Below are 14,155 nucleotides of genomic sequence, written 5' to 3'. Positions count from 1 at the left end.
GCCCTGAGGGGCCTTCCCCCGGCGGCCTCCCCCGTGTCATGAACCAGCGTTGGCCCCTCTGCCCACGAAAAGGGGCCCGACCCATTTCCGACCAAAGTCTGACCGCTTCCTGACCCCAGGCCGGGCGAGCCTTGTTAGGCTGAGCATCCTGTTTCGCACCATGGACGACGCGAGTGTGACCCTGTCTCCAGCCCCTCCTCTCCCGGCGTCATGCCCGACGAGAAGGCGGTGCGCCGCATCCTTGCTCCGGCCTGGCGGCGTGCGAGCCCGTGTCCACCCGCCTCCCGGCGAAATGCCCCATCTCTGCCAACCAACGAGGAATTGTCGTGAAACGCTTCGTCACCGCGGCCAGCGCCGCCACGCTCATCACCCTGCTCTGCGCATGCTCAGAGCCGGCCCCCTCCACGAGTGCCTTGAGGCCGGTGAACACCATGGCGCTGCACTACGACAGCCTGCGCAACAGCCACCGCTATTTCGCCTCGGTCGCCTCCCGCTATGAGGTCGAACAGGCCTTTCGCATTGGCGGCAAGGTGCAGGAGCGCAAGGTCGATGTCGGCCAGGTCGTGAACGAGGGCGACGTGCTCGCCGTGCTCGATGATACGGATTACCTGCTCGCCGAGGAGGCCGCCCGCCAGCGCCTGGATGCGGCCAAGGCCGCCGCCTGGCAGGCCGAAGCCGACTGGCTGCGCCTCAAGGCGCTCAAGAAGAACGGCTCCGTCAGCGCCTCCCACGAGGAGCAGGCCCACAGCACCCTGCGCACCGCCAGGGCGGCAGCACAGGCCGAGGCTCGCCAATTCGAGCTGGCCCGCAACCAGGTCAATTACACCCTGCTGCGTGCCCCCATCAGTGGCGTGGTGACGGCGCTGCGCATGGAGACAGGCCAGGTGGTGGCGGCGGGTCAAGCCGTCATCACCATCGCCAACGAGGGCAAACCCGAGGTCGTGGCCGACATTCCGGAGAATCGGTTGGCCGAGTTCAAGGCGGCGCGCTACAAGGCGTCGCTGGCCACCGAACCTGACCGTTACTTTGACGTCGAATTGCGCGAGCTGTCGGCGCAGGCCTCGGCCCAGACCCGTACCTACCGCGCCCGTCTCAAGCCGGTCGAGCCGAGGCAGTTGCCCCTGGGGGCGACCGCCACCCTGATCGCCGAGCACACCGATGAGGGCACCCGGGTCGCCACCCTCCCCGCCACTGCCCTCACCCAGGAGCAGGGGACACCGGCGGTATGGACGGTGCAGCAAGATGGCAAGGGGAGGACAGGCACCGTCAAGCTGGTCAAGGTGGCCATCCAGGGCTATCGCAGCGATGAGGTGCTGATCTCAGGCCCCGCCGAGGGTGTCCTCATCGTCACCGCCGGGGTGCAGAAGATGGCCCCGGGCCTGCAAGTCGCCCTGCCCACCTCTGAGTCCCGCATTGACAGTGAGGAAGTGACCCGATGAACGCCTTCAATCTCACTCAATGGGCGCTGAACCACCGCGCCGTGGTGCTGTTCCTGCTCATCCTCATCACGGTGGCGGGCACCCTGGGCTTTGGCAGGCTGGGTCAGTTGGAGGATCCCAACTTCTCGGTGCCGTCCATGACCGCCATGGTGGCCTGGCCCGGCGCCACGGCGCAGCAGCTCCAGGATGAAGTGCTCAACCGCATGGAGAAGAAGTTCGAGCAGCTCGATCACTTCGAAAAGGTGGTGACCTTCTCCCGTCAGGGCTTTGGCGGCATGACGATCAGCGTGAAGGGGGGGACCCCCAAGGCGGACCAGCAGGAGGCCTGGTACCAGGCGCGCAAGAAGCTCGCCGATCTCGAGCTCGAGCTGCCTGACGGCGTCGTGGGGCCCATCTTCAACGACGAGTTCGGTGACGTCTACGGCCTGATATACGCCGTCAAGGGCGACGGGGTCAGCCTCGCCGATCTCGCCGATCAGGCGGAGATCATCAAGCGCCGCCTGCTCAAGGTGCCTATGGTCAACAAGATCGATCTGCTCGGCAAGCAGGCGGAAAAAATTTACATCGAGTTCTCCCACGAACGCCTGGCGGCGCTGGGCATCCAGCCAGCGCAGATCATGGCGGCCCTGAAGAGCCAGAACGCCATCCTGCCGGCAGGCTCCCTCGATACCGCCTCCGACCGTATCTATGTGCGCGTCAGCGGCCAGTTCCGTAACCTCGACGACATTCGCAACCTGCCCATTGCCGCCGGTGGCCGGGTGATCAAGCTCGGCGACTTCACCACAGTCCATCAGGGCTATGAGGATCCCCAGTCCTACAGCATCCGCCACAACGGCCAGCAGGTGCTGATGCTGGGGGTGGTGATGACCGACGATGGCAACATAGTCCAGCTCGGCGAGGCGCTCGAGGCGAGCGTCGCCAAGATCCAGAATGAACTGCCCTACGGCCTGGATCTTGAGCTGATCGCCGACCAACCCACCACTGTCAAGGAGGCGGTCTGGGACTTCGAGCGCGCACTGATGGAAGCCCTGGTGATCGTGGTGATCGTGAGCCTGCTGAGCCTGGGCTGGCGCCCGGGCCTGGTGGTCGCCCTGTCGGTCCCCCTGGTGCTGGGCATGGTCGCCATCGTCATGCTGGGAATGGGCTGGAATCTGGAGCGGATCTCTCTGGGGTCGCTCATCATCGCCCTGGGCCTGCTGGTGGACGACGCCATCATCGCCCTCGAGATGATGATCGTGAAGATGGAAGCGGGCTGGGACAAGGTCAAGGCCGCCTCCTACTCCTATCAGGCGACCGCCATGCCCCGTCTGTCCGGCGCCCTGATCACCGTCGCCGCCTTCATGCCGGTGGGCTTTGCCCAGTCCACCACGGGCGAGTACGCCGGCGGCATCTTCTGGATCGTCGGCGCCGCCGTGGTGCTCTCCTGGATCTGCTCGGGGATGTTCACGCCCTATCTTGCCGTCAAGATGCTGCCGGACAATCTGGGTCATCACCACGAAGGGGCCGATCCCTATGACACCAAGGGTTACCGACGGCTGCGTGGCTGGATAGAGGCGGCCATCGCGCGCCGCTGGCTGGTCATCGGCGTCACCTTCGGGGCCCTGGTGCTGGCCGTGCTGGGCATGAAGCTGGTGCCGCAGCAGTTCTTTCCGGACAGCACGCGGCCTGAGCTGATCGTCGAGCTGCGCGTCAAGGAAGGCGCCTCCTTCGCCGCGACCAGCGAACAGGTCCGGCGCATGGAGCAGGTGCTGGCCAAGGACGACGACGTGCGCTTCTTCACCGCCTACACAGGGGCAGGCGCACCGCGCTTCTCGCTCTCACTCACCCCAGAGCTGCCCAATCCGGGTTATGCCCAGTTTGTGGTGATGACCAAGGATCTGGAGGTGCGCGAGCGTCTGCGTTCGCACCTGATGGCCATGGTCGACGAACAGTTCCCCCAAACCTGGATACGCGTCACCCGCCTGGAACTCGGCCCGCCGGTCGGCTTCCCGGTACAGTTCCGCATCGTCGGTCCCGACACCCAGGTGGTGCGCACCATAGCCCGCCAGGTGGAACAGGTGGTGGCCCGCAATCCGCAAACCCGTGACGTCCAGTTTGACTGGAACGAACCGGTGCGTACCCTGGGCGTGCAGCTCGATCAGGAGAAGGCGCGCGCCCTGGGCCTCTCCCCCGCCGAGGTGGCGATGGCGACCCAGTCCCTGATGCAGGGTGCGACCCTGACCCAGCTGCGCGATGGCGAGGAGTTGATCGACGTGGTCGCCCGAACCATTCCCTCGGAGCGGCTCGACGTCGAGACCCTGAAGGACATCAACCTCTATACGGCCCAGGGAACAGTGGTGTCCCTGTCCCAGATTGCGACCGTGCGCCATGAGCTGGAAGAGCCGGTGCTGTGGCGACGTAACCGCGACATGGCGATCACGGTACGGGCCGATGTGGTCGATGGCGCCCAGGGCGTCTCTGTGACCAAGGCGATCCAGCCCATGCTCAAGGAGATCGAAGGGAACTTGCCGTCCGGTTACCGGATTGACGTGGGCGGCTCGGTGGAGGAGAGCGACAAGGCCAACGATTCGCTGGTTGCCGTGGCCCCTGTGATGCTGATCACCATCTTGCTGATCCTGATGCTGCAGTTGCAGAGCTTCTCCCTGATGACCATGGTGTTGTTGACCGCACCGCTGGGATTGATAGGGGTCGTGGCCGCCTTGCTGCTGTTCCAGGCGCCCCTGGGTTTTGTCGCCATCCTCGGCATCATAGCCCTGTGCGGGATGATCATGCGCAACTCGGTGATCCTGATCGACCAGATCCAGATAGAGACCGCCAGTGGCCGGGATCCCTGGAGCGCCGTGGTCGAGGCGGCCGTGATGCGGGCCCGCCCTGTGATGCTGACGGCGGCGGCCACCGTGCTTGCCATGGTGCCCCTGACCCATAGCGTGTTCTGGGGCCCCATGGCCATCGCCATCATGGGGGGTCTGACCATAGCCACCCTGCTGACCATCTTCTTCGTGCCCTCCCTCTATGCGGCCTGGTTCCGGATCGCCCCGCTCGGGCACGACAGCGCCCGGGCCCCCGAGGCCCAGGCCGGGATCGCAGAGGAGCGAGCATAGTGAACAAGGGACGCACTGCCCTGGTGTTGACCGCTCTGCTGCTGAGTGGCGCCAGCCAGGCCACAGACGGTAGCCTGACCCTCACGGTGGAGAACGACGCCTTCACCGGATCTGACAACAACTACACCAATGGTGTGGGGATCGCCTGGGTATCGGGGGACATAGACCCCGATGACCAAGGCGCACTCGGCCAATGGACCCGGCTCTGGTCATTCCTGCCGTTCGTGGCCGATGAGGGCTATACCACTTACGCCTCCTGGGCCCTGGCCCAGGAGATCAACACCCCGGACGACATCGGGGAGCCCCATCCCGATGCCGATGATCAACCCTACTCAGGGGTGCTGGTGGTCGACAGCACCCTCTATGCTCGCAGGTGGGACTGGAGCCACGCCTGGCAGCTCAGGCTGGGGATGGTGGGGCCCGCCTCCCAGGCCGACGACACCCAGCGGGAGTTCCATCGCCTGATCGGGGCCGACAAGCCCCGAGGCTGGGATACCCAGTTGCCGAACGAACCCATCCTCAACCTCAACTACACGCTGGCCCACCTCGCCGCCGCCGGACACACAGCCGCCGAGCTGGAGTGGCGCCTGGTGCCTCTGGCCACCGCCGGGGTCGGCAACTATTTCACCGGGGCCGGGGTCGGTCTCTATGGCGAGATAGGCTGGGATCTGGTGGATGCCCTGGGGGTCACCGCCTTGCGCTCCGGGCTCAATGCCGCCTCCACTGTCGGGATAGCTCCGCGCGATCGCTGGTCGGTCTCGCTCTTTGGCGGCGCCGGCGCCTACGGGGTCGTCCACTACCTGCCCCTCGATGGCACCCTGTTTCGCACCAGTCACTCCGTCGATTCCGAGCCCGTCATCGCCATGGGATCCTTCGGATTCTGTTTGCGGCGGGGCAAGTTGACTCTGGGGTTCGCCCACACCTTTTTCAGCGAAACCTTCGACACCCAGCGAGAGCAGACCGACTTTGGCACCCTGAGTCTGTCATGGGTGCTGTAATCACCATCACAATGGGCCGGTTCGCCGGCAACCATCATCCGGGCTGAGGCTGGCCTTGCGCCAGATGCAAAGGACGGCGGATCGCTTCACTACCCTTCAATAAAAAACGGGAGCCACTATGGCTCCCGTTTTCCTTCCCTCCCTCAGGGTTAGTGGCGACCGAAGGGCCACCAGGGCTTGTCGTTGTCCGCTATGTCGACCCGGGTCTGCTGCACAGCCCCCGGCTGGGCCCCTTTCAGCTTCTCGAGGTTGACGCTGAACTGCTCGGTGGACTCCACGAACCAGTCGTCCAGGATCAGCACCTTGATGGACTTGCTGCCCCCCTCGCCCGCGGCCCAGCTCACCGACTGGCCGAACCAGGGCAGGAAATCCAGCCCCCAGCGCGCCGTGATCCCCTCAAGGCCCAAGGTGGCACGGGCGGGTTTGCTGAGATCGCCGCTGCGCACCAAGGGGATCTCGGCAAACCATGCCCCTTCACCCACCCCCATCGTCGGGGTTGCCATGGCGATGAGGGCCGGGCTCGCCTTGTCCTTGATGGTGATCAGGGTCTGGCTCAGCTCCCCCAGGGTCGCGCCGCTGGCATCGAACAGCTCAAGGGTCAAGGTCTCATCCCCCTCTTGCAGGGCGTCGCTCTGCACCGGGATGCTGATGGTCTGACTCTCGCTCTGCCCCGCGCCCCAGTGCAGGGTGCCTGCGAGCGGCGCCACGTCGTTGGCATCGGCGTTGCCGTAGGCGATGCGGTAGCCGACGCTGGCCTCCCCATGGCTGCCATCGCGGCGGCTGACGGTGAGAGTGAGGGTGCTGCCCTCCTCCACGCTGGCGGCGGCGCGCTCCAAGCTCAACACCCCGGCGGGGGGCTCGGGATAGTCGATGGCAATCAGCACGGGATCGTGATCCGAGGCGCTGAAGGGCCCCTCGGATTTGGCCAGCTGGCCGCTGTACTTCTTGCCGTACTCGAAGAAGTTGCTCTCGGCGGAGTTGATGTGCCAATCCTCGATGCCGATCACCTTGGCCGCGAGGCCGGGACTGGCCAGGGCATGATCCAGGTTGCCGAGCTCCCCTTCATAGCTGTAGGAGTAGCTGTCGGTGCCGTGGAAGCGGGTGTTGAGGTTGACAAAGCCATAGCCCTTGCCAAGGGCGCTGCCGCTCTCCTCGAAAGGCTGACCCGCCAATGTGGTGAAGGAGGCGCTCAGGATCTGGCGCGCCTGGGCGGCCGGATCATAGTCGGTCAGCACCCGGATGGGATCCTCCATGCCGTAGGCGTTCAGATCGCCGATGATGAGCACATCCCCCTGCTCGCCGGCCAGCCGCTGCCCCAACACCTTGGCGGCGGAGACCCGCAGGGCGTTGCAGTGGCCCTGACCATCCAGGGGATCGGCGCTGGCGTAGTCGGGATAATCCTCGAAGCAGGCGGATCCCTTGGACTTGAAGTGGTTGACCACCAGGGTCAGGGGCGTATCCCCCTCGGCCGAGCGGAAGCGTTGCAGCAGCGACTCGCGCATCCCCTGGCGAATGCTCACCGGCTTGCCCGCGCCATCTTGGGTCTGGGCGATTTGCAAGGGGAGCGGCACCAGCTCGGCCGCCCCCTCAAGGGCGATCCGGGCGGGCCGGTAGATGAGCCCCACCGTGATGGCGTCGGTGCCGATGGGCTGGCCATCGGGGGAAGCCACCCAGGCGTAGTGATCCGCCTCGTCCGGCTGGGCGGCGTTCAAGGCCGCCACCAGATTGGCGATGGCGGAGTTGTCGCCGTAGCCGTTGTTCTCTATCTCCATCAGCCCCACCACGTCGGCGTTGAGGCGGGTGATGGCGCTGACGATCTTGGTGCGCTGCAGCTCGAACTCAGGCACCGTCAGGGCGCCTCTGTTGCTGCCGGTGGGGTTGGCATCGCCGCCCACCACAGTGGTGAAGAAGTTGAGCACGTTGAAACTGGCGACCCGCAGATCCCCCGCCTCGGCGAGTTCCGGGGTCTGCACCCTGTCCCAGCCGCCGTGATCAATCTGGCTTGCGTCGATGCGGTTGTCCGCCACCAGCCGGAACAGGTTGTAGGAGTAGCCGAGGGCCCCCTCCAGACCGTTGAGCTTGTCGCCGATACGCAGGTAGCCATCCTCGGCGTTGAAGCCGGGATACCAGGGCAGCACGCCGTCCGGCGCCTTGGCGTCGGTCTCCACCACCAGCTGGTTTTGCTGGTTGCGCAGGGCCCAGTCGCTCGCCTCCTGGCTCAGGGCGGCAAACTTCTGGGTCGACTTGATGAGGGGCGCGCCATAGGCCAGCACCAGGTTGTTGCGCTTGCCGTCGTAGTCGAAGCTGAAGTTGCGGGTCACCACCAGGCTGGATCCCGGCACCAGCCGCACCCGCATCCCCTCGTGGCGCTCCAGCAGCTGACTCAGGCTCTCGCCTCCCACAGGCACCAGATCCACCGCCGGCAGCAAGGCCCCCACCGGCTGGGTCACCACCAGCTGATCGGCACTGAGCTGGGTCTGGTTGAAGTACTCCTTCACCTTGCCCGAGACGCACACCTCGGCCCCCGGCACGATGGCGCCGTTGGCCTGGGTGCTGTGGACGAAGAGGCCGTCGGAGCTGGCCGGATCCCCGTCCCCCTGCGCGTCCTGAATGAAGAAGCCCTTGTAGAGGCCGGAGACCACCTGGGTCACCATGCCGCGGGTGGCATAGGCCTGCTCGGATTCAAACTTGCCGGCCGGCACCAGCGGGCTGCTGGCGCCATCCCCCTGGATGGCCGGGATGGGGATCAGGGCATCGACCGGACAGACGAAGGCGCTGGGCGGCGTGCCATCGCAGGGGGCCTCGCCGTTGCAGCCAAGGCCGCTGGCATCATCTTTCGGGGCAGCCAGGTATTCGAGCGCCGGATCGAAGGGGGAGCCGGCATCCACACGGCCCTGGTTGACCGTGGCCTTGCGCCGCAGCGTCATGTCCAGGGTGCTGACCGACCCCGACTGCCAGGCCGCGCCGGGATCCACCCCGATCTGGCCCAGACTGTCTGCCACCTCATCGCCACGGTAGAGCACCAGGCCGTCGTCACCGTTGAAGGTGAGGTTGCCACTGGTCTGATTGGCCTTGGCGAGAATGTCGGCGCTGGCGCTGGGATGGGCCAGCACCAGGCTGGCGCCCGGGGCGAGCTGGCCTTGCAGCGCCAGGCTGTTGGTGGGGCCCTGGGCCAGGGTGCGGCCATTGGCATAGAGGGCGAGTCGGTAGTCGGCGAGGTTCAGCGCCGTGGTGCCCAGGTTGCTCAGCTCCACCGCCTTGTTGTTGCCGGATCCTTCCAGGTACTCGGTGATGAGCAATTGGGCATGGGTTTGCCCTGACAGGGCCAGGCCAACGGCCGCCGCTATCAGTGAATGTCGTCCAGACATAAGCCAGTATTCCTTGTTATTAACAATGTTATTTATGACCCGCCAGGCGGGCAGCACCTTTTCTCATGACGCACGGCTTTTCATGAGGTAGTTGGCCGAGCCAAATACCGCGCTAATGTGCCAGTTCGGTTCCATTCGCGCCGCGAGCTGGTTAACATTTACAGACATTTGTTGCGCGCCGGTGACAGGCATTATCCCAAGGGGGTGAAAACGGGACGGGAAATAAGCGGCGTCTCGATGCGCAGTGCCCGCCCCCCCAGGCAGGCGACGCGGCACCTATGTGTGCGCAAGGATGAAATATCCCATATTAACAATGTGTTGCCATCAGCTATGGCGTACCCACCTCGGGTGGTCGCCGCTTTCCTCGCCCTATTCTGGGTCCAAAGCCAGTCCCGGAAATAGGGTCAGAAGCTGACGCAAGCCAATGAGACCCGGGCCAAGGCTGGGCGGCCCGATATATATGGTCGCGGCAGGACCGGGCCCGCTGCGTTATTTTTTGCTCGTCCGAGAAGCCGGGCAGAAAATAAGCAAGAGAGCGGACTCACACTCAGCAGCGGCCAGCTCGCAGTGCCTCTGCATTTATTTTTTCATTTATCTCCCCCCTATAGGGGGCCGCCCATCCCCTCGTTTCACCCTGACAACAGCAGGGACTTTGTGCTATATTCTCGCCCCTGTTATGGCGGGCGGCCCATGGGCCGCCCCCTCGAATCCTCAGCCAGGCCCGCTGGCCTGCTACAATCCGGACCCTTGCTATGACCATCAATGCCATCTTGCTGGCGCGTGCAGACGCCAAATGTGAACTGTGCGGCGCCCAGCAGCCCCTGACTGCCTACCCGGTTCCCCACTCCGCATCCCAGGATGATGACCACAGCGCCGCCCTGTGTGACACCTGCCGCGGCCAGCTGGAACAGCCGCAGACCATGGTCGTCAACCACTGGCGCTGCCTGGGTGACAGCATGTGGAGCCAGGTGCCTGCGGTGCAGGTGCTGGCCTGGCGCCAGCTGAAATCCCTGGTCGGTCAGGGAGAGGTCTGGGCCCAGGACTTGCTCGACATGATGTACATGGAAGAAGAGACCAAGGCGTGGGCCGAGGCGGGCAGCGCCAGCGAGGATGACGACAGCGTGCCCACCGTAGACTCCAACGGCGCCGTGCTGGTGGAGGGGGACTCCGTCACCCTGATCAAGGATCTCGAGGTCAAGGGGGGCGGCTTCACCGCCAAGCGTGGCACCCTGGTCAAGGGCATTCGCCTGACCAACAACCCGCTCCATATCGAGGGCAAGGTCAACGGCGTGCAAATCGTGCTGGTCGCCGCCTACCTGAAAAAAGCCTGATAGCCTTCGCCATATCAAGCGCCCCACGGGGCGCTTTTTTCATGGGGCGCCTCCCGTTTATGGTCAGGCGCCCCAGCCATGGCCACCTCGGCTGCGCCCGCGACCATAGCTCCCCCCCCTCTTGTCCGCCGCCATGGCGCCAGCCCATTACCTGCCCGGGATCCCTCTTTGGGGATCCCGGGCAGTTTCTCTGCTTGCGTTTCGAGCAAATTGCACTACAGTGTATATACGTTGGCGATACGCGAGAAACCCGATGGAACCGGTGCCACGCAAACGGGCCAGCAAGCCCAAGAAGGACGCCCAGTTGATCATCCGCCTCTCGAGCGAGGAGCGGGACCAGTTTATCGACCTGTGTGAGCAGCAAGACAGCACGGCCTCCCGAGAGATCCGCCGCTTCATTCGCCAGTACCTTCGCTCACAGCAGGACGATAAGTAACCCTTGCCATCAGTCAGTCGTCGATGGAGAGACAATCCAGGGGCCCAGCCCCCCAAAACAGGAAGAGCAACACATGGCCAAGGTATCCAAGAAAGAGATCAAGAAGAAGATTGAATCCCGCCAGGCGAAGATCGCCAAGCACGAGGGCAAGATCAAGAAGTTGAAGAAAGCCCTGAAATAACCGCTTGTCTGCCTGATACAAACCGCCTTCCCCTGAAGGCGGTTTTTTATTTTGCTCTCATGCCGGCATCTCATCGAGCGGCCATGACTGCCAAGCCCCGGCCGTCACCATCACCTCTTGTTCAACCCACAGCTTGTCGACGGCCAGGTGGGCGAACACCTCGGCCAGCCTAGCGTCGGGCCAAGATGCCACCGGGTTATGGCGCCAGGGGATCTTTCCTCTGCCGCCCTGCTCCCCCGGCAGTCGGCGCGTCAGAGGCTTGCCATAGTGACGAACATAGTCCGTCACCTGGGTGGGCAACCAAAGGGCTGGAGGACGGCTGATGGCCCTGGCCAGTTCAGTGGCAATATCGAGGCCACGCTGATCCAAGTCCCCCGCATGGGCCCAAGGTACGGCAGAGGGCAGCCTTGGGAGCACCTGCTTCGCCAACCGGGTGTTACGCCCGGGCACGTAGATAAGCAACATTCCCGGCAGCAAGGGGAGATCCACGAACGCCCCCTTGTTTTCCACCGTCACTATCTGCGCCCCTTGCCACTCGATCTCCTGCAACCCGGCCAAGCTTCGCTCCGGCAAGGCCAGCTCCCCCAGCATCGTCATGCTCTCATCCCCGCAGTAACGGCGGCCATTCTGCCATCGCAGGGAGAGGGCTCCCTCACAGCGCAGCCGGATCAGCTCATCCCCCCACACCCGGATCCCCAGCTCATCGGCTCTGGTCAGGTGTGCCTGGGACAAGGCCGCCTTGCAGTCCCGCAGCCAGAGGCCACTCAGGGTGGCGCCATTGATGGCGCTGGGCAGATGGCCTCCCAGGGACGCCAGCACGGTTTCACCCGACCAGCCCTCGGTGTGAGTCTCCCGCAGCCGAGTCGTCAGAAAATCACGGCCACGTTCGGTCAGCTGGCGGTTGGCGCCTCGTCCGACCGGCCGCACACCGCCGATATCCGTCAAAAACTCATCCAACTCCCGGCCTGCACGGCTGGTGAGCGGGATCCCCTGCCCCTCAGCCAACCCCAGCAGTCGCTCGCTCAGGGCGCGGATCTCGGCCCGTTCAAACAGTGTCATGGTGCACCTCTCCTTGCGGGCGACGTTTCCCCTCAGGCCGGCATCAGCCGCGCCCCACCGGACACCCGGATTGAGCTGCCGGATTGCGCCGGGATCTCGGCGCGCAGCCGCGACGGCATGCCCATGTCTTCCCCCTGCACTATGTCGATGGCGCCGCCGTGGGGCCAGTGCAGATCGCGCAGATAGCCGGCGAAGGCCGCGGTGGCGGCGCCGGTGGCTGAGTCCTCATAGACGCCGCCGTAGGCGAAGGCGTTGCGGGTATGGAACAGCCTCTCCCCGGCCACATGCACCAGCAGAATGGTCACCAGGCCCTCGCGGCGCATCAGGGTGCGCCCCTCGACCAGCTCGTATGCCATGGCCGAGAGCGCGGCCCGGCTGTGCAGGGCCAGCACCAAATGATCGGCGCCGCCATGAATGAGGGCTGGGGGGATGCGGGGATCCAGGCTGGCCGCGTTGTAGCCAAACAGCGCCAGCGCCTCGGCCACCAGGCTGGCGGGGGCCGGTTTGCTGCGGGTCGGCGGGGATTGCAGCGCCGCCTGCCACTGCCCGGTCTCATCCTGCCAGCCCGAGACCCGGATCTGGGTCTGACTGAGGCTCAATTCATACTCCCCTGCCCCGAAGCGGCGCGCCAACGCCACCCCGAGGGCGATGGTGGCATGGCCGCAAAACGGCACTTCCGCCTCGGGGGAGAAGTAACGTACCCGCCATTGCCGCCCCTCTGCGTCTTGCGCCTCGCTGTGCAGCGGCGCGGCGAAGGCGGTTTCCGAGAATCCGACCTCGGCGGCGATCCGCTGCATCTCGGCCGCCTCTGGCAAGGCGGGCCCTATCCAGACACCGGCGGGGTTGCCCCCTTGCCTGCCATCGGAAAAGGCGGCGATGCGCACCAACTCGGGGATGATTGCCATGTGAGAGCTCCTTGCATGCAAATAAAGTGGACGTCCTGATACCGGGCCTGCGCCCATCGGCTGAACGGACCCAGCTTACCCGTTAAATTAAATGGCGCACAGGTGCCGCTTGGGCGCCGCGGATCCGGGGGATGGCGGCTAGCCTTGTGGTGCGTGTCTGTATACGGTCCTGCAGTGGAGCGCCCTATGTATTCTTACACCCTCAACTTTCGGGAGGAGGTCGACAAGCTGACCGCCCCCGAGCAGGAGATCAGCCTGCAAAGTCCGGCCCAGGCCGGGGATTTCGTCATCCTCTCCGACGGCAGTCGCCACCAGGTGATGTTCGTCACCCATCGCGCCCACTACAGCAGCCTCTACCTCGACAAGGGAATGAGAGTCCCCCAGAGCTAATCGCTACGCTTCCCAGAGCGCGCGACGACGCCCTCCCTGATGACGACTCGCCAACCGGTTCACCATGACGACAGGAGAACCACGCACGCTTATCCAGCCCAGCCCCCGTCAGAGCCAAGCGTAAAATAAGGCGCGATGTGACATCCGGATGATTGGCTGGTGCGAGAAGCGGACGGACCATGGCGCGGCCTTGCTGCCTGCCAGATGAGATGGCGGGGCAAGTAACCGACCGGTATGACAGGAACCGCGACGCACAGGATAGAGGGGGGAATAAGGCAGGAGTGGAGACAGGTCGCCACAGCATTGGCTAAAAGGAACAACCTGAAAATACGGTATGTTCCAATAACATCTATGGTCAGCCTGGGTCTTGCAAGGTCAGATTGATGATCAATACCGACAGGGCAGACTTGCTCTCATCTATCCGGATCCTTGATGGGCAATCATACCCGATCCATGATGTGAGCCGCGCCTGAGAGGCCTCAAAAAACCGTCAGTCTTGAACACTGTTTAATGTGATGGTCAGCCTGACCACACACATTAAACAGGACCCTGACGGCCGCGCATAATAAGCGGCCCCTCGGGTCCTGTGCAGATATCCCTATGGTTTCCTGCCCTGTGCAGGAGACCGGGAAGGATTATTTAAGCGGGAACGAGATCATGTGGACAAAGAGTTGAGCCAAGGCCCCGGCCAACAGACCTTGCCACAGCTTGATTTTCGGAAACTGTTCAGCCACCACACAGTAACCTACCGCAAACACAATCGAGAAAACGATGTGCGTCACACCCACCCAGTTGAAGGCATGCCCGGCAAAGGTGTAGATCCTCAGAGATCCCCTCATTTTTAGAGACTCAAATAATTCCAAGTGTGCGGGTATATAAGCGGTGTTGCTTCAGGTAGTAGATAAATTTATCCATCAACAAGACCGCATTGGTTTCTTTCATTTTAG

At 64.1% G+C, this 14,155-nt stretch carries 10 protein-coding genes; 6 read left to right on the top strand and 4 right to left on the bottom strand.

The genetic code is table 11. The annotated features are described in order from the left end of the window. Positions 1–326 precede the first annotated feature (326 nt). The 3 genes from ACLHZ1_RS16860 to ACLHZ1_RS16850 are packed head-to-tail and all read left to right on the top strand — an operon-like array spanning position 327 to position 5,538. Positions 327–1,439 (top strand): efflux RND transporter periplasmic adaptor subunit, encoded by a 1,113-nt coding sequence (locus ACLHZ1_RS16860; RefSeq protein ID WP_427263013.1) that lies wholly within the window; start codon positions 327–329, stop codon positions 1,437–1,439. Beyond that, complete coding sequence (locus ACLHZ1_RS16855) at positions 1,436–4,540, top strand: efflux RND transporter permease subunit (protein WP_427263012.1); 3,105 nt, start codon at positions 1,436–1,438, stop codon at positions 4,538–4,540. The genes ACLHZ1_RS16860 and ACLHZ1_RS16855 overlap by 4 nt, the downstream gene beginning before the upstream one ends. Beyond that, complete coding sequence (locus tag ACLHZ1_RS16850) at positions 4,540–5,538, top strand: lipid A deacylase LpxR family protein (RefSeq protein ID WP_427263011.1); 999 nt, start codon at positions 4,540–4,542, stop codon at positions 5,536–5,538. Before ACLHZ1_RS16855 ends, ACLHZ1_RS16850 begins: the two co-directional genes overlap by 1 nt. Positions 5,539–5,687: 149 nt before the next feature. Here ACLHZ1_RS16850 and ACLHZ1_RS16845 read toward each other — a convergent pair whose 3' ends face one another. Beyond that, positions 5,688–8,906 carry an ExeM/NucH family extracellular endonuclease gene (locus ACLHZ1_RS16845; RefSeq protein ID WP_427263010.1) on the bottom strand — a complete coding sequence of 1,073 codons (3,219 nt, stop codon included), beginning with the start codon at positions 8,904–8,906 and terminating at the stop codon, positions 5,688–5,690. 752 nt (positions 8,907–9,658) lie between these two features. On the opposite strand from ACLHZ1_RS16845, the gene ACLHZ1_RS16840 reads away from it, so the two are divergent. Both ACLHZ1_RS16840 and ACLHZ1_RS16835 read left to right on the top strand, forming a co-directional pair. Further along, positions 9,659–10,237, top strand: coding sequence for a PhnA domain-containing protein (locus ACLHZ1_RS16840; RefSeq protein ID WP_427263009.1), 579 nt, complete (start codon positions 9,659–9,661; stop codon positions 10,235–10,237). A gap of 253 nt (positions 10,238–10,490) precedes the next feature. Beyond that, entirely contained in the window at positions 10,491–10,673 is a 183-nt protein-coding gene (locus tag ACLHZ1_RS16835; protein ID WP_408793137.1) for a hypothetical protein, read from the top strand. 238 nt (positions 10,674–10,911) lie between these two features. Here ACLHZ1_RS16835 and ACLHZ1_RS16830 read toward each other — a convergent pair whose 3' ends face one another. Continuing rightward, positions 10,912–11,913 carry a Wadjet anti-phage system protein JetD domain-containing protein gene (locus tag ACLHZ1_RS16830; protein ID WP_427263008.1) on the bottom strand — a complete coding sequence of 334 codons (1,002 nt, stop codon included), beginning with the start codon at positions 11,911–11,913 and terminating at the stop codon, positions 10,912–10,914. A 32-nt stretch (positions 11,914–11,945) separates the two neighbouring features. Further along, a complete protein-coding gene (locus ACLHZ1_RS16825; RefSeq protein WP_427263007.1) occupies positions 11,946–12,818 on the bottom strand; it encodes a PhzF family phenazine biosynthesis protein in 873 nt (290 codons plus the stop codon). Between the two features lie 186 nt (positions 12,819–13,004). Between ACLHZ1_RS16825 and ACLHZ1_RS16820 the strand changes: the two genes are divergently transcribed. Further along, entirely contained in the window at positions 13,005–13,208 is a 204-nt protein-coding gene (locus tag ACLHZ1_RS16820; RefSeq protein ID WP_427263006.1) for a hypothetical protein, read from the top strand. Positions 13,209–13,843: 635 nt separating this feature from the next. Here the strand turns inward: ACLHZ1_RS16820 and ACLHZ1_RS16815 are convergent. Continuing rightward, a complete protein-coding gene (locus ACLHZ1_RS16815) occupies positions 13,844–14,047 on the bottom strand; it encodes a DUF1440 domain-containing protein (protein WP_427263005.1) in 204 nt (67 codons plus the stop codon). Positions 14,048–14,155: the final 108 nt, after the last annotated feature.

Source organism: Aeromonas sobria (assembly GCF_050266975.1).
GTDB lineage: Bacteria > Pseudomonadota > Gammaproteobacteria > Enterobacterales > Aeromonadaceae > Aeromonas > Aeromonas sobria_B.
The sequence above is the reverse complement of the archived record's forward strand: the minus strand, read 5'-3'. Positions and strand labels throughout refer to the sequence as shown.